The sequence below is a fragment of the Vibrio agarilyticus genome (assembly GCF_012641465.1).
Classification (GTDB): domain Bacteria; phylum Pseudomonadota; class Gammaproteobacteria; order Enterobacterales; family Vibrionaceae; genus Vibrio; species Vibrio agarilyticus.
In genome coordinates this window covers 64,393-80,712 of sequence record NZ_JABAIK010000006.1, presented here as the reverse complement: position 1 = coordinate 80,712, position 16,320 = coordinate 64,393, and the positions used below count along the sequence as shown (strand labels likewise).

12 protein-coding genes are annotated in these 16,320 nt (G+C 47.0%); 2 read left to right on the top strand and 10 right to left on the bottom strand.

All coding sequences use genetic code 11. The features are described from left to right. Positions 1-89: 89 nt before the first annotated feature. From HGP28_RS07505 to hemL, 10 genes are all read right to left on the bottom strand, one after another. The gene (locus tag HGP28_RS07505) at positions 90-1,085 is read right to left on the bottom strand and encodes an ABC transporter ATP-binding protein (RefSeq protein WP_168835850.1); all 996 of its coding nucleotides are present in this window, start codon (positions 1,083-1,085) and stop codon (positions 90-92) included. A 36-nt stretch (positions 1,086-1,121) separates the two neighbouring features. Next, the gene (locus HGP28_RS07500) at positions 1,122-2,105 is read right to left on the bottom strand and encodes an ABC transporter ATP-binding protein (protein WP_168835849.1); all 984 of its coding nucleotides are present in this window, start codon (positions 2,103-2,105) and stop codon (positions 1,122-1,124) included. A 2-nt stretch (positions 2,106-2,107) separates the two neighbouring features. Beyond that, positions 2,108-3,136 carry an ABC transporter permease gene (locus HGP28_RS07495; RefSeq protein ID WP_168835848.1) on the bottom strand — a complete coding sequence of 343 codons (1,029 nt, stop codon included), beginning with the start codon at positions 3,134-3,136 and terminating at the stop codon, positions 2,108-2,110. Positions 3,137-3,138: 2 nt separating this feature from the next. After that, the gene (locus HGP28_RS07490; protein WP_168835847.1) at positions 3,139-4,125 is read right to left on the bottom strand and encodes an ABC transporter permease; all 987 of its coding nucleotides are present in this window, start codon (positions 4,123-4,125) and stop codon (positions 3,139-3,141) included. A gap of 158 nt (positions 4,126-4,283) precedes the next feature. Next, positions 4,284-5,957, bottom strand: coding sequence for an ABC transporter substrate-binding protein (locus HGP28_RS07485; protein WP_168835846.1), 1,674 nt, complete (start codon positions 5,955-5,957; stop codon positions 4,284-4,286). A 130-nt stretch (positions 5,958-6,087) separates the two neighbouring features. Further along, positions 6,088-6,213, bottom strand: coding sequence for a hypothetical protein (locus HGP28_RS19345; protein WP_281355540.1), 126 nt, complete (start codon positions 6,211-6,213; stop codon positions 6,088-6,090). Positions 6,214-6,830: 617 nt separating this feature from the next. Beyond that, complete coding sequence (locus HGP28_RS07480; RefSeq protein WP_168835845.1) at positions 6,831-10,220, bottom strand: response regulator; 3,390 nt, start codon at positions 10,218-10,220, stop codon at positions 6,831-6,833. A 377-nt stretch (positions 10,221-10,597) separates the two neighbouring features. Then, positions 10,598-11,626, bottom strand: a complete 1,029-nt coding sequence (gene rsmC / locus HGP28_RS07475) for a 16S rRNA (guanine(1207)-N(2))-methyltransferase RsmC (protein ID WP_168835844.1) — start codon at positions 11,624-11,626, stop codon at positions 10,598-10,600. Positions 11,627-11,753: 127 nt separating this feature from the next. Beyond that, positions 11,754-12,860 carry an AI-2E family transporter gene (locus tag HGP28_RS07470; RefSeq protein WP_211091923.1) on the bottom strand — a complete coding sequence of 369 codons (1,107 nt, stop codon included), beginning with the start codon at positions 12,858-12,860 and terminating at the stop codon, positions 11,754-11,756. A 208-nt stretch (positions 12,861-13,068) separates the two neighbouring features. Further along, a complete protein-coding gene (gene hemL / locus HGP28_RS07465; RefSeq protein ID WP_168835843.1) occupies positions 13,069-14,361 on the bottom strand; it encodes a glutamate-1-semialdehyde 2,1-aminomutase in 1,293 nt (430 codons plus the stop codon). A gap of 386 nt (positions 14,362-14,747) precedes the next feature. On the opposite strand from hemL, the gene erpA reads away from it, so the two are divergent. Beyond that, positions 14,748-15,089, top strand: a complete 342-nt coding sequence (gene erpA, locus HGP28_RS07460) for an iron-sulfur cluster insertion protein ErpA (protein WP_168835842.1) — start codon at positions 14,748-14,750, stop codon at positions 15,087-15,089. 114 nt (positions 15,090-15,203) lie between these two features. Further along, the gene (locus tag HGP28_RS07455) at positions 15,204-16,313 is read left to right on the top strand and encodes an efflux RND transporter periplasmic adaptor subunit (RefSeq protein WP_168835841.1); all 1,110 of its coding nucleotides are present in this window, start codon (positions 15,204-15,206) and stop codon (positions 16,311-16,313) included. The last annotated feature ends 7 nt before the right edge of the window (positions 16,314-16,320 follow it).

Here is a 16,320-nt window from a genome sequence, read left to right as displayed (position 1 = left end):
GCACGGTGCGCCCATCGCCGTGAAGTGTTCAAATGATTTGCTGGCCGCCGTCGAACGCTTCACGGGTTTGGGTTACTGCTTAAACGAGATCACTGCTCAAACAAATAGCAGCGGACATAGTGGTTGTCTGATAACTGAGTGACCGCAGGTAACTGCTCTCGACAACGATTTGTGGCATGTTCACAACGCCCTGCAAATGGGCATCCCACCGACTCTGGTGTCCAAAGTGGAATGTCTCCCTTATTGCCTTTGAGTGGCTCATGAATCGATTTCGCTGGATCGGGCACTGCGGACACGAGCAACTGAGTGTAAGGGTGCTGAGGATCGTGAATGATTTCCTCGGTGTCGCCCCATTCCACCATGTGACCGACGTACATCACCGCCAAATCTTCCGCAATGTAGCGAGCCGTTGCGATGTCATGCGTGATGTACAAAAGCGACATTTGTTGCTCAAATTTCATCTCTTCCATCAGGTTAAGCACGCCAGCGCGAATGGACACATCGAGCATGGATGTCGGTTCGTCGGCGAGTACGACCTCAGCGCCTACGGCAATGTTACGCGCAAGATTGACACGCTGGCGCTGTCCCCCTGAAAGCTGGTGAGGGAATTTCTGCGCGGTCTCTTTAGGAGGAATGAGGCCCACTTGCTCAAGCAGGGCGTACACGCGCTCTTCAAGCTCTTTCTTGTTGCGAGGGTCCACTTTTTTATGGATAAGCAGCGGCCGCGCAATATGGTGAAAAATATTGTGGGTGGGGTTGAGCGATCCAAAGGGATCTTGCCACACCATTTGAATGCCTTCCCGATACGCCATCAGTTCTTGACGCTGAGTAATCGTTTCAATATCTCGCCCTTTATACTCAATCACACCTTGGGTTGGCGCATACATTTTGGCGATCATTTTTGCTGTCGTGGATTTACCCGAACCGGACTCACCCACCACAGAGAGGCCACGGCCTTTGTACATTTTGAACGACACATCGTTAATCGCGCGCATTTTGGTTTGTTTTAGCGCGTTGCTATTGAGAGGAAAGTCTTTGACGACATTTTTGCCCTCTATCAAAAGCTCACCGTATTGTTTGCTCATATTGGTCTCCAGAATTCGTATTGTGTGGTGCGATGATCACAGCTTGGTTTGAGCAATCGGTTCACCATAAAGGTGACAGTTTGATAAGCGTCCGGGCTCGATCTGACGCAAGTGCGTCGGTACTCGAGTGCAGGTTTCGTGGACGCGATCGCAGCGAGCTTGGAAGCGACATCCTTGCGGGATCTCAAGCAAGTTCAAAGGATTACCAGGAATACCAGTCAGTTTCGTCTTGGGTCCAGTTAATGGTGGGAATGAACTTCCCAGTCCCTTGGTGTAAGGATGATAAGGGCTCTGTAAAATCTCTTTTGAAGGCGCAACCTCAATCAGTTCACCTGAGTACATGATGCCAATGCGGTCGGAGAATTCGACCATCAAAGACAAGTCATGCGTAATGAATAAAATTGAGAAACCGAACTCTTCTTTGAGCGCATAAATTTTTTGTAAAATTTCACGCTGAACTACAACATCAAGCGCTGTGGTTGGCTCATCCATCACAATCATTTTCGGATTAAGCGCAAGTGCAATCGCTATCACCAAACGCTGACGCATACCGCCCGAAAATTGATGGGGGTAGTCGCTCAGGCGGTTAGGGTGAATATCAACAATTTCCAATAATCCCTCAGCGCGGCGGCGCGCTTGCTCACGCGTCATATTGGTGTGACGCATAATCACATCACAAAATTGCTCTTCCATCGTTAATACAGGATTGAGCGCGTTCATCGCACTTTGGAACACCATAGACATTTCGCTCCAGCGAAACGCCTGCATGCGCTCGTCACTGTATTGCAAAATGTCTTCGCCGTTGAAGATCACTTCACCACCGGTAATGAACGCGGGCGGCTTGTGTAGGCGCATCAGTGAGAAGGCAACGGTAGACTTACCACAGCCGGACTCACCAGCAAGACCAAAAACTTCACCTGGTGCAATGTCAAAGCTGACATTGTTACAGGCGCGAACATCGCCAGCGTCAGTGATGTAGTCGACGCAAAGGTTGCGGATAGAGATGAGTGGTGCTGTCATGATTATTTATCTCCGCTCAAGATCGCGTTATCAGTCGCCAACGTCGTTGGTTGACGCTCTTTTTTGTCTTGCTGTGCCATTTTCTTCCAGCGTTTCATTCCTTTGTGTGAACGAAGTTGTGGGTTGGCGATTTCATCGACGGCAAAGTTAAGCAATGCAAGACCGGTTACGAGTAACGTCAATGCCAAACAAGGCGCTAATACTTCCCACCATGCGCCGATCAGCATGGAAGACGAGGTTTGTACGTTGTAGAGCATGATCCCCCAACTGGTGGTATTAGGATCGCCAAGACCGAGGAATGAAATAACAGCTTCGGTATTGATGGCCAGCATGACCGAACCAATGAAACTGGCGCCAACGATAGGAATTAAGTTGGGTAAAATTTCAATAAAGATGATGCGCCAAGACTTTTCGCCAAGCACTTCCGCCGCCTTAACAAACTCTTTTTCACGCAGTGCCATGGTTTGCGCTCGAACGACCCGCGCGCCCCAAGCCCAGGAGGTCATCGCGATAATTAATGCGATGGTGACCGGACCGGCTTCGCCGATAAAAGCGGCAAGCACGAACAACAATGGGTATTGCGGAATCACCAGCATGATGTTCATAGCGGCACTGAGAATGTCGTCAACACGGCCACCAAAATAGCCAGCAGATATCCCAATGATAGTGGCAAGGAAGCAGACGGTGATCCCTGCGCCAAAGCCAACACCAAGTGAAACACGTGCGCCATACACCACTTGTGACCAAATATCACGGCCCATACGCGAGGTGCCTAGAACGTGTTCAGCGTTCTTTGACATGGCTAACGTGCGGCGATCATCTGCCAAGTTTTCCGCCACCCAACCATCAGGGTTGCTTTGCGCAGCTTTAACCACAAAACTTGGGTATTCATGAGGGTTACCCGTGCGTTTTGCTGGATCGTGGCTGGTTATTAGGGGCGCTGCCACGGCAATGAATAAAAAGACCGAGAGAATGCCAAGACCAATACGAGCAAAGTTATTGCCGACTATAAGTTTAAATAAGTTTTTCATGATTACTTGCCTCCCTTGCGTAGGCGAGGGTCGAGGACGAGATAAAGCATGTCTGCGGTTAAGTTAAAGCAGAGCATAAAGAGCGTCATGATAATCAGCTGACCTTGCAGCACTTGATAATCGCGAGCATGGATAGCATTAAGCAAGACGGTGCCAAGGCCGGGATAGTTGAAAATCATCTCAATAATAAGCTGACCACCAATCGCCATCCCCAGAGACATAGAGAGTGCCGTCACACTGGGCAACAATGCGTTACGCGCAGCGTAGTTGAACACAACGCGGTTTTGCGTGAGTCCCTTACCTTTGGCCATGGTGATGTAATCTTCAGCGAGCAGGTTAATCATGTTATTGCGCATGTTGACCAAGAAGCCGCCGATCTGAACGATAGTGGCGCAGAAAAGCGGTAGGACAGCGTGATAAGCCACGTCCTTATAGAAGGCCCAGCTGGTCCAGTCAGGGATGGTGCCCGCGGTATATGCGTAACCGGATGGGAACCATTTTAAGCCAATGGCAAAGGTGTACATCGCCAGAAGTGCGATAACCATTTGCGGAATCGCTTGAATGATCAAGGTGCCTGGGGTTACAAAGGCGTCGTATTTGCTGCCACGGCGCCATGCGGCGAAGATACCCATGATCGAAGCAATAGAGAATGAAAGTACCACCGCGCTGCCAGCGAGGAACAGTGACCAACCGACAGAGTTGGCTAACAGCTCATTGACGCTTAATGGATAGAATTTGATTGAGATGCCCAGCTCCCAACTAAAGATGCTTTTTAAGTAAGTCAGATACTGCACATACCAAGGGCCATCGACAAAGCCGAGTAACTTGGTCATTGCCGCAATACGCTCAGGTGTTACCTGTGTGGTCGCATTAGCAAACATCATGGTAACCGGATCCCCAGGCATGGCCCGTGGAATAATGAAGTTTAACGTCGCTGCAACTAAGAGCGCGACAAGATAAAATGACAAACGTCTTAAAAAATAACCCATAACTCACCTTACTTACCCAGACTTTTTGCCCTGTTACTGGTTCAGGTCGGCCCATTTTGAGCACGAAAAATCCCCTGACGACGAGCGCCATAACGAAAGCAGCGTAAGGGGATTTTTGGGTGCGACGCACGGAGTGTGCGCCGCGGGGAATGAACGAATTACTGAACTGGTTTGAGATCCAGTACGTGCAGTAGACGCTCAGGAATACCAGCCCAAACGTTTGGACGGCCTTTTGGATTTTCTTCGTTCCACCAGCCAGTGAAGCGCGTGGTGTTGTATTGGTACATGTTTGCGCCAGACAAGACAGGAATCGTTACTTGGTCTTTTGCGATGATACCTTGGATGCCGTGAGCAATAGTGACTTGCTCTTCTTTGTCCGCGGTTTTGTAGAAGCTATCAAGTAGGCTATCTAGCTTCGCATTTTTGTAGTAGTGCATTGCAAAACGTGGCATACCATCACCTTTTTGAAGGTTTGAGTGGTAAGCACTGTTCCAATATAGGTGTGGATCCGCCCCGTGGAAGTAGTTGGTGTAAGCTACGTCGTAAGTTCCTTCGAGCATCGCTTGATTGTAAACCGCGAATTCAGGGGTACGAGCACGTGCTTTAATGCCGACTTCAGCGAGCTGTTCAACCGCAAGTTGTACCGTGTTGTTAAAGTCAGTCCAACCGTTTGGTGATTGAATAAGCAGTTCAAAAGACTTGCCTGATGGGGTGTCAACAAAGCCGTCACCATTCACATCTTTGAAGCCTGCACGCTCTAGAAGCGCTTTAGAACCGTCAACGTTATAAGTGTTGAAAGCTTTGTACTTGTCATGAGTCGCTTTGTCAGACCAAGCTTCAAATGCATAGCCAAGACCTGATGCGAAGTCGTTCACGGTACCACCGCCGTAGAAAGCGATGTCAATGATGGTTTGACGATCCAATGCCATTGAGAAGGCGCGACGGAATTCAACGTTGGTCAGTGCTTCATTTTTCGCCGCATCTGGGTTTTTGAAGTTGACAACAAACGCTTGTGTGCCTGATGGCGGATACCAGTATTGGTGGTTTGGACTCGCTGCGGCGTATGTGCGGTCGATATCTGGAATGAATGATGACGTCCAGTCCAGTTCAGAGTTGATAATTTTGCCCAAAAGTTGATCGTTGTTTGCGATTTGTGGTACGCGCAGACAATCTACTTCTAGGTTCGCTTTATCCCAGTAGTTTGGGTTTTGGCACTGAATGTAAAGTTGCGGTGTAAAGGTATCGATAGTTGTGAACGGACCAGTACCAACCGGGTTTTCATTGGTGTAAGTGGTTGGATCTTCCACTTTTGACCAAACGTGCTGAGCAACGATAGGAATCAAAGAGATTTCGTAAGGCACGTTAGAGTTTGCTTCAGTCAGACGGAAACGTACTTGGTATTCACCGAGTTTTTCGACACTTTTAACCCATTTGTTGATGCCACGTTGGTCGAGTTCAGGTTTGTCTTTAAGAAGACCAAACGAGTAAACGATGTCATCAGCAGTAAACATTTCACCATCAGACCATTTCACACCTTTACGAACATCAAATGTGACGCTCATTAGGTCATCCGACATACGGAAATCTTCAGCCAAGCGCATTACTGGCTCGTTGCCTTTCATTTCATTGAAGATAACCAAAGGCTCGTAAATAAAGTCAGTGGTAGTACGAAGATTGGTCGCTAGGTACGGGTTAAAGTTACGAACCATTTGCGGGTAGAAATCGGGTACAATTGTTAGCTCACTGCGCGCCATTGCTGGGGCGGAAACCGCTGCCGCTGTTGTTGCGACAACTGCGGCGGCTAGAGCTGTTTTTTTAATATTGGTAAGCATAGCTGTTCCTTACTAATTGCTTTCATTTCACAATGGTTGGAATGTCAATCAATTGATAAACACTCTCCAAGACCCACCTTTGTTAAGCAGTTTGACCTGTTTCAAAGTGGCCTGTAGGCCTTTGGCAAGGCTAAGAAAACACCTTCTGCTGAAAATAAGCAAACGCCATTACCGTTAAAAACGTTAAAATTCGCTCAAGCTCCGTTATTTCCGTCATTTTTATGCTGTTTTTGTTGTTGGGATTATGATTTGTCATTGTGAACTCACTCGCAAACCACCTTGTTTGAAAAGTTGTATGTAAGTGTACACTTCGTCCGTAGCTCCTTTTTATAATTGCTTTTAAGGAGGTGCGGTTAGGGCTGGGATCATGATCACATGGCAAAATAACGCTAATTATTGCGCGAAAAATTAATCTGCCGTTCTGTTGTGATTATTATCGCAATATTAGCTAATAACTTTAAAAACAAGCTGAATAAGCACCATTTTTCGCTGTTTTTTAGCGGTTACTGCCGACCTAAATGGCCTTGTTTTTATATGGAAATTAAGTGAGTTATCCCGTCTCGAATGAGACCTACTGCTCAAGAGTCCACTTTCACTAACCTCACCGCATCGCATGTCTCGGCTCACTAGCTCTGTTCGCTTGTCGCTAATTTGAATCGTTAAGCTGTGTTAAACAACTTGAAAATAGACTGGCTATTTCGCTGCGTTGTTTGCCTTGCTCTCAGCCCAGTGAGCCGGTTCTGAATCCAGTATCTTGAGGTCACTTGGGTATAAACCGAAGGGAATTGAGCCATTGGTTAGGAAAACATTGCTGGCTGCCTAGTGCTCAGCCAGCAATGGGGTAGCGTCAGTGGTGAAGGGGACAAGCGGAGGTTAGTTGCTCAACAGATGTTGCAGCTTATCTTTTAGCGCTTCAATATGCTGACGCTGCGGTGTCGGCTCTTTACAATGCTCTAAGATAAATTCGATGGAGCTAATCACCGTGCGCCAACGGGGCGTTTTAGGGAGCGTCTCAATTCGCATATATTTATCCAAGGTACGCGTTTGTAACGTACTTCGGTCAAGGTATACGCGCCACAACCCACTCTTTTCAGCGAAAGAAAACTTACTTTCCCCCGTTGCAGACTCCCAATAATCTAAGGCATTACTCATGACATCAACCAACAATTCCCGCATGAGATCTTGCTTAGATTTCGCATCACCAAGGGCTTTATCTGCTAAACGAGTAAATTCACCGCCGAGCTCTTTTAGTGTTTGTAATTGCTCTTTATCGCCATCAAATGCGTAGCGAGCTAGCACGTCTAGTGCGGTTTCGAGCTGATGAATTCGAGCAACATTAGCGCCACCACCGACATTGAAAATAAACATTGAATCGATTTCAACACCTTGTGGAAGACGCAAAATATCGCATTCAATATGCTGACGAACATCCGCGACATAAATATCAATCTCACCACAGTAGTGGCTTTGGGATTGAGCTAAATATTTTGGCGCAATAATTTCGTCACCCTGGGAGCGCTTGAGTTGATCAATACTGCGTTTAAATAATTTTGCTGCCGCTCGGTTAGCGTAATGAATGCGGCCATTTTCTCGCAAACAGACAACCGCTTCCGGAGCCGAATCCAGCTGTTCAAGTAAACGTTGCTGAGTTTCGAGTAGGTCGGCTTCAATTTGACTACGCTGTTTTAATTCTTGGTGTAACCGTTCGTTTTGTTGCAGTTGTGCATTGGCTTGGCTGGCACTAAGGTGCGCTTGAACTCGAGCTATGAGCTCTTGTTTATTAAACGGTTTTGACAGATAATCATTGGCGCCAGACTCAAATCCGCGTTGACGATCTTCAGCTTGATTTAACGCCGTTAACATGATGACAGGCAGCGTGTCGCTGTCATGGTGCTGGCGTAGCGTCTTACACACTTCATAGCCACTCATCCCGGGCATCATGATGTCCAGCAGAAGTAGGGCTGGTGGTTCTTGGGCGATTTTTTCTAACGTGTCGTGGCCATTTTGGGCGGTTTGCACTCGGTAGCCTTCGATGCGTAGGAAGCTTTCGAGAATACGTAAGTTGACAGGCTCATCGTCGGCAACTAAAACCAATTGACCCTGAGGGTTTTCGGGTAAAGAGGTTTCATCAAGTGCGTTGATGTCAAAATCATCAGGCAACTGAAAGTGATGGTTCTGTATCGAGTTATCGCGATCCGCGATTTGTGCTTCGGTTGCTAAAGGCAAGTTGAAACTGAATGTGGTTCCGACCAAAGGCTGGGAGCTGACGTACAAATTACCGCCCATCAGTTCAATTAATTGGCGACTGACCGACAATCCCAGTCCCGTGCCTTGACGAAAACGCCCATTGGCATCGCCTATTTGCGTTAACGGTTCAAAGATGTACTCAAGTAAGTCAGCGGGGATCCCTTGTCCAGTATCAACCACTTGAATTCGCACTTGTTCATCGCTAACGCTGGCGGAGATCACGACTTTGCCTTCAGAGGTGTATTTAATCGCATTGCCAACCAAATTGTACAACACCTGCTCAAGCCGCTGTGGATCGGCAGAAACTAAAGGCAGGTCGCTAGGCACTTGATTGATGATCCGCAAGGGCTTTTTGTCGACGAGATGATTGGACAGTTCAAGCACCAGACGGGTTGAGCTGGCAAGATCGACGGCACTATGGTTAATATCTAGGCTGCCGAACCGCATTTTGTGATAATCCAGTAGATCGTCTACTAAGTTAGCAAGGCGATGACCACTTTTTACTATGATATCCAGTTGGTATTTTTGATTGGTTGGAATTGGGCCATTGGCCCCTGACATCAAAGTTTCCGCAATACCAACCATTCCGTGAAGTGGGGTACGCAATTCATGCGAGGTCGTCGCAAGAAATTCGTCTTTTAGTTTATCTGCAAGTTGCAGTTCGCGGTTTTGTTTTTTGATCAGTAAAAGGTTACTTTCAAGTTCTTGATTTTGAGTTTTGATCAGCTGGATCTTTTCACGAATGGAGCGTTGCATCCGTTCAAAACTGATGGCTAGTCGGCCAATTTCATCTTTACGTTCAGTATTGATGACGGTTTCTTCAAGATCCCCAGCAGAGACTTTTTCTGCAGCCCAAGTAAGACGCAATAATGGGGCAGTAATAAAATTAGATAGGTAGTGTGATGCAATCACCACAAGCACGATGGCCGTTACCATCGCAATGATAAACACTTTTTCTAATTGATGAATGCGTGCAAACGCTTCTGCCTCAGGCAACTGTACGACAAGTGCCCAACTTAAATTTCCTAACGTGATCGGTGCAAATCCAGCAATGAGGGTTTCGCCGATACCATTGGTATAATTACCAACGTCCTTTTGACCATCAAATGCGCGATTAATAATTGGAGCGCTGTTATTTATGATTGACTGCTCGCTGGCTAATGAGCGAGGTTTGCGATCATCACCGACCAATAAGGTTTGAATCGACGTATTTTGCTCGCTATCAGCAATCAGTTTGCTAATGCCATTACTGGGTAGACGGAACATGGCGAAACTGTGCAAATAGCCTTGCTTAATAATGGGGGCGCCAAGCCATGCATAACTTTTTCCGTTTTCCGTCGTAAAGTCAGAAAGATAAACCGGCGTATAATCTTCGTTTTGTTTGCGCATTTTATGAACATTTTCGCTTAACGCGCGAAAAGTTCGACCAAGGAGCGTTGCTTGCTGGGGGGCGTTTAATAAATTTGTTCCAAAGTTCTCATGCTTGTAAATGGAATAGGTGACATTACCTTCGATGTCGACCAATAAAATATCATCGAAATCCGATCGCTTGAGTAATTCGAGAAAGGCCCAGTGATATCGCTCATGCAATAATCGGTATCGTTCGCTCCCTACGTACGCGCTGGATTCTGGTCGCATAGTGGTTTTTATTAAATCGCCTGAACCTTTTATGTAGCGCTGTTGGGCATTCACTCGAGCTTCGGCGATGGTATGGCCTAAGCTCTTAAACGCATTAACCAGACCATAGAAGCGGCCACCACTGTTATAAGCCAGTTCTGAACGAACAAAGCCCATGACTTGTGCTTCTTGTGCTAGATAATAGTTTTGTAGCTGCCGCTGCTTTGTTTCTAACATTGAGCGTAGATGTGACGTACTTTGTTCTTGTAAATCGGCAGTGTGGGCTTGCAAAAAGAAGAGGGCAATGACGGTCAGTGGCGTTAAGCTGAGAGCGAGAAACGCAGCCATTAACGTGCTTTGTAGTCGTTTGAATTTTCGTTTACGATAAAAACTGAACATGGCGAATAACTCAAGTTATCAATATTTATTATTTTTTTGAAAACGTGTTGGTATATTTTTGATGAATAACTTTAGATAGGGATTCATTCGAGTTTTCAATCAATTTAACTCTCGAATATAGATGCTGCCATTGATTGAAGGATTAACTATCAAATCGATAGACCGTTCATCATTTAAAGAGGGTTGTGTTAAATAATCAATTTAACGAAATTAACGTGTCTACAAAAAATGACAACTCGATTACCAATAAATCGTGGAGTGCGCCGCAGAAACGTAAATAAGGCGTTTTATTATTTAACGTGTCGTCAATGTGAAACAGGTTAAGTCTTGACTGGACAGGCGCACCGTATTGAGTACGCCTGTTTTTAAGATAAGAGTCAGGCGGTTTTGTCACCACGATAAATGGTGAATTTACTGTTTTTAGCCAGAAGCTGGCATGTACCAAAGCTTCGGTTGATAATTGGTGGGTATTTTAAAAAGCTATTGGCCACAATGATCAGACTGCCACCACCGGTTAAATGGTTTGGTGCCTCACCAAGTAGAGTTTCGGCGGCGTTATAATTGGTTTCAAGCCCACTGTGAAAGGGTGGGTTTGACACTATAAATTGATATTGCTCACTGATATCAGAATAAATATCGGAAGCGAACACGTGACCTCTAAGATGATTTGCCGCAAGTGTTGCGGCGCTTGAGGTTAGGGCGTAAGCGTTAATGTCGCATAAATGGACGCTGGCGTTGGGATTGGTTTTCGCCATATAGGCACCAATAACCCCAGCACCACAACCAAAGTCAAGCACCTTGCCATCAAGTGCTGGTAGTGTCTCGAGCAGTAATTGGCTGCCAAGATCAAAGCTGCCGTGACTGAAAACGCCAGGTAAGCTTTTAATTGTCAGAGTAACGCCCGCCACCTCAATCGAATAGTTTTTAAACCATGCTTGCTGGTCAAAGGCCGCTGGCGCGGTTTGGCACACGCCCCAGTAAAATGAGCAGCGGCGCGCCGAATCGTATTTGGTGATCCGTCCATACTGAGCAAATAACTTAGCGATGCTGTTGACTCCCGAGCGGTTTTCACCGACCACCACCACTTCAGTATCAACGCCGAGTTTTGCAAGTAGCATAGCAAGCAGATATTCACCCTCTGCTTTGGCTTTTGGCCAGTACAGTAAAATAAGATCAGCGTTGGTATCGGCCTTAAACTCACAACCAAAATAAGCGGTGATTTTCGCGTTGTCTTTTATCGAACGGTAGTAGCTGTAATTGGAGCTAAACACCGTGACGGATTGACAATGATCGACCAGTTCAAGCGGGAATTGATCTTCAATTTCACCAGCGACAAGCACATGCTTATCCGCGAAATAGTCGAGTTGGCGCTGGGCGATTTGGCTGGGGGCGGTATAAGCAGACATAAGCGGTGAGTGAGATTATCAAAAAAAGATGCGGCGATTTTCGCACAATCGTTCGCAATGGCAAGCTTTGCGGAAGGGGAATTGCACCCAGCATGCAAGGTTAACGCATCCTGGGTACAAGCGCGTTTTAGCTGTTGTCTTGTTTATCAAGAAACTGTTGGAATTCCTCTTCGTACAAATTGAACAGCACAATAGTAATGGCAAAAATCAAAGGTCCGTAGATTAGGCCGATCAAACCGAATAACTGAATGCCGCCCAATAGTGAGAAAAAGATCAAAAGCGTATTCATTCCTGCACTGCCTTGCATTAGGAATGGACGTAACAAGTTATCAATTGAACCGACCACGGCAACGCTCCAAATGAGCAAAAAGGTCGCCCAACCAAATTGGCCGGTAAGCAGCAAATAGATAGTCGCTGGAATCCATACGAGCGCAGTCCCTACCACGGGAATGAATGAGGCAAAGCCCATAATGGTGCCCCAAAAGAGCCCAGGAAATCCGGCGAGCCACATACCAAAACCACCGGCTAAGCCTTGCGCGATAGCGGTAAGAAAAGATCCCATGACAGCGGATTTTGATACTTTTTCGATCTGATCGAGTAGTCGATCTTCTTGGCTGCGTGATAACGGCAAAATATGACGCAATGAGCGAATAATTTTGTCATGATCACGGAGCAAAAAGAACAAAACAAACAGCATCAGGAAAAAATGCAAAATGAAGTTAGTGGCATCGCCCAAGAGTTTGGCGCTGAAACTGACTAAGGTTGAGCCTGTTGTGGTGGCGAATTCGCCGACCCGCTGAGCAATCTCTTTGGGTTCAATCGTTTCAAAAGGTAAGTAGTGATTGACAAACGCTAAGCCAGATTTGACCCATGGATGAGCCAACAACTCTTGAATCCCCCCCTGCGAACCCCACTGGTACATATTTTGGGCAAAGACAGTACCTTGCTGGACAATAGCGCCAAAAACCAGCAGCAGAGGCATCACAATAATCACCGTCAAAGTCACACATGAAAGCAAGGATGAAATATTACGATGCTTAGGTAAATGATTGTCGAACCACTGATGGATAGGGAAAATCAGCAGAGACAAGATAAACGCCATCACAATGGAGTTCATGTATGGGGCGACCAGCAAATAACAGGCGAGTGCGGCAGCCAATAAGGCAACAATTAAAACCCAGTGACTTGACGTAATGCGAACGGGGGTGGGCACAATGTATTTTCCGATTAGCATAATAGAGTGCATTAATAATGACGCTAATTGGATTGCATGGCAATGATACTATACCCAAGTCATCCTCGCTGAATCATCCATCTTGAGGTTACTTGGGTATACACATACTTGAAACTGCGGTGCAGTTGACCAATTTTAACAAACCTCATCGATATGATGAGGCTGTATTCATTTCCCTTAGCGGCAATTCCAAGTGGTTTCGCTGTAATTAGGCTTCTTGGGCCAAAATGGCAAAGCAGCGATCAGCCGCCTCAAGTGTTGCCGCAATCTCACGGCTACCGTGGGCAAGTGACGTGAAGCTGGCTTCAAAAGCAGAAGGCGCTAGATAGATACCATGGTCAAGCATAAGATGGAAAAAACGCTTAAAGCGTTCGACATCACACTGTGCAACTTCTTGATAGCAAGTGACTTGTTCTTGAGCGGTAAAGAAAAAGCCAAACATGCCACCGACTTGGTTTACCACCAGTGGAATGCCATGTTTGTTTGCCGCTTCTTTAAAGCCTTGTGCCAGTTGCGCGGTAATTTGTGCCAGACGTTTTTCATTTTCAGGGGCTTTTAGCTCATTTAAGCAAGCAAAACCCGCCGCCATAGCAACAGGGTTACCAGAGAGGGTGCCAGCTTGATAAACCGGACCTGTCGGTGCGATATATTGCATTACCTCTTTGCGACCACCAAATGCGCCAACCGGCATACCACCGCCAATCACTTTACCTAATGTGGTTAAATCTGGCTTGATGTTGTAGTGTGCTTGCGCGCCGCCAAGTGCCACGCGAAACCCAGTCATAACTTCGTCAAAAATTAACAACGCGCCTTCTTCGTCGCAGATTTGACGCAGCCCTTCGTGAAAGCCCGGAACAGGTGGAATGCAGTTCATGTTGCCCGCAACAGGTTCAACGATAATACAGGCAATTTCACCTTTGTTGGCCGCAAACAGTTCGCGAACGGAGTCGAGATCATTAAACGTGGCGGTTAGCGTATATTTCGCAAAATCAGCAGGAACGCCAGGCGAGCTCGGTTGGCCAAGGGTTAAAGCACCTGAGCCTGCCTTTACGAGCAAACTGTCTGCGTGGCCATGGTAGCAACCTTCAAATTTCATGATCTTATCGCGACCGGTAAAGCCACGAGCCAAACGAATAGCACTCATGGTGGCTTCGGTTCCAGAGCTGACCATACGCAGTTGCTCCATTGACGGTACGAGCTGAGACACCAGTTCTGCCATCGCGATTTCCATTTCGGTCGGTGCGCCAAAGCTGAGGCCACGTTGCGCAGCATCGATGACCGCTTCACGAATTGCGGCGTGGTTATGGCCAAGAATCATGGGTCCCCAGGAACCGACATAGTCAATGTAGGCTTTACCATCGGCATCAAAAATCAGTGGGCCGTCTGCTCGTTCGATAAAGATTGGTGAGCCCCCCACGCCATTAAATGCGCGCACTGGTGAGTTAACGCCACCAGGAATGGTGTGTTGCGCTTTTTGATACAACTCAGACGATTTGGTCATGGGTTATCCTTCTTGATTCGGTTTTTTACAGTCGTGGCCGCTTTGCAATGCGAAAAAGCAAATGCCAATTTGGCAGCGATTGTACCCCTCTGGCGAACAGTAAGAAATCTTTTGCAACGATTTCTTTGCCAAGATAGGTTACATGAGTTGAAATTTTGGTTAAAAATTGTCGATATCTTATTGTCTTTACTAAAGTTACATCAGTTGCTTCTTCGCCATGATTATGCGGTTGCAGCATCAGAATCAAGTCGAAGAAATAGGGTGAATACTTGAACGTATTGGTCAGGTAATGGATAATCCTCAACAAAGTAATATAACGAGACGGAGTAACGCCTTGCAGCCTGTGAGGTATCAGACTGAGCCGGACTCGATTGAGAGAGGTCATCGTGAGTGAAGTAACTATTCCACTGTCGTTTTCTAATGCTGCAGCGCAGCGTGTGGCAGCCCTAATCGCTGAAGAAGAGAACCCTGCACTAAAGCTGCGCGTTTACATCACGGGTGGCGGTTGTAGCGGCTTTCAATATGGTTTTACTTTTGATGAAGCCGTTAATGAGGGCGACACTACGATTGAAAACAGCGGCGTCACCTTGGTGGTCGACCCGATGAGTTTACAGTACCTCATTGGAGGAGAAGTCGATTACACCGAAGGGCTTGAAGGGTCGCGTTTTTTTGTCAATAACCCCAATGCCACCACAACCTGTGGTTGCGGTGCGTCGTTTAGCGTATAAGCATAAAATGGACTTATCGTTTACTGCCATCTGATTGGCAGTAAACGTCATTCTTTGCGTATAAGGAGGTTGCGTAAAGAGTGCTCGATTGAGCGCATAACAAAGGAATGTCGTATGCCTACTAATCTCGCGCGTCACGCGCTGAATGAGCGGCCGTGGATCGTCTCATTAGTTCTTATTATTCTACTCTCTTTGTGGTTGGCTCAAGGTCAAGCACAGGAGCCCACCACCCAGGCCTCAGGTGAGGCACCGATCCCACTTGCGAAAGTGGTTTTTGATACTTTTGTCGCAACGCCAACCCACAAAACGATTGAGTTATATGGCCGCACCGCCCCCATTCGTCAGGCTCAACTCGGCGCGGAATATTCCGGAACGATACGCACGCTCGTGGCGAAAAAAGGTCAGTTTGTGCGCAAAGGGGAGTTGATTGCGCGCATTGATAGTGGTGATTTGGCCATTCAGCTGAAACGCGCTCAAGCGCAACTAACGGTAAGGCAAAAAGAGTATCAAGCGGCTCAATCACTGAACAAACGCGGCTTACAAGGTGAAGTGGCTTTAGCAACCGCTCAGGCAGCGCTTGTTGAAGCGCAAGCCAATGTGCGTAATGTTGAGACGGCATTGGGGAAAACAGAAATTGTTGCACCGTTTAGCGGCATTTTGGATCACCGATTTGTTGAACTAGGCAATTTTGTCTCTGTTGGCGACCCAATCGCGACGTTAATCGAACTTGATACCTTATTGATTGAAGCCGATGTCAGCGAGCGCCATGTGCAGGCGCTGCAACTTGGTCAGAAAGCGCATGTTAAGCTTATCAATGGTCAGCAGATTGAGGGCGAAATTCGCTATATTGGCCAACTGTCATCTGAGTCAACCAACACGTTCCCAATTGAAATTGCGATAGATAATCGTGATATGAGTATTCCGGCGGGCGTGAGTGCCGAGGTTGATTTACCTCTGAGTGATGCGCTTGCTATCAAGGTGACGGCTGCCATGTTGGCGCTTGATGAGCAGGGCAATTTGGGCGTAAAAACGCTCAAGAATTCTCGAGTTCATTTTGTCCCTATTCAACTCGTCAAAGCGGAACAAGATGGCGTTTGGCTTAGCGGGCTTGGAACGCAAGCTGACATTATTACGTTAGGGCAAGGTTTTGTTCGTGATGGCGATGATGTCATTGCGCGTCGCCAGCTTGATGATACCTCACTTGAACTCAAATCTGAGCCGTAAGGGGGGA

What these genes read in the sequence shown, in the direction of transcription:
- HGP28_RS07505 (WP_168835850.1), bottom strand. Translation starts at nt 1,085, where the DNA reads ATGAGCAAACAATACGGTGAGCTTTTGATAGAGGGCAAAAATGTCGTC.
- HGP28_RS07500 (WP_168835849.1), bottom strand. Translation starts at nt 2,105, where the DNA reads ATGACAGCACCACTCATCTCTATCCGCAACCTTTGCGTCGACTACATC.
- HGP28_RS07495 (WP_168835848.1), bottom strand. Translation starts at nt 3,136, where the DNA reads ATGAAAAACTTATTTAAACTTATAGTCGGCAATAACTTTGCTCGTATT.
- HGP28_RS07490 (WP_168835847.1), bottom strand. Translation starts at nt 4,125, where the DNA reads ATGGGTTATTTTTTAAGACGTTTGTCATTTTATCTTGTCGCGCTCTTA.
- HGP28_RS07485 (WP_168835846.1), bottom strand. Translation starts at nt 5,957, where the DNA reads ATGCTTACCAATATTAAAAAAACAGCTCTAGCCGCCGCAGTTGTCGCA.
- HGP28_RS19345 (WP_281355540.1), bottom strand. Translation starts at nt 6,213, where the DNA reads ATGACAAATCATAATCCCAACAACAAAAACAGCATAAAAATGACGGAA.
- HGP28_RS07480 (WP_168835845.1), bottom strand. Translation starts at nt 10,220, where the DNA reads ATGTTCAGTTTTTATCGTAAACGAAAATTCAAACGACTACAAAGCACG.
- rsmC (WP_168835844.1), bottom strand. Translation starts at nt 11,626, where the DNA reads ATGTCTGCTTATACCGCCCCCAGCCAAATCGCCCAGCGCCAACTCGAC.
- HGP28_RS07470 (WP_211091923.1), bottom strand. Translation starts at nt 12,860, where the DNA reads ATGCTAATCGGAAAATACATTGTGCCCACCCCCGTTCGCATTACGTCA.
- hemL (WP_168835843.1), bottom strand. Translation starts at nt 14,361, where the DNA reads ATGACCAAATCGTCTGAGTTGTATCAAAAAGCGCAACACACCATTCCT.
- HGP28_RS07455 (WP_168835841.1), top strand. Translation starts at nt 15,204, where the DNA reads ATGCCTACTAATCTCGCGCGTCACGCGCTGAATGAGCGGCCGTGGATC.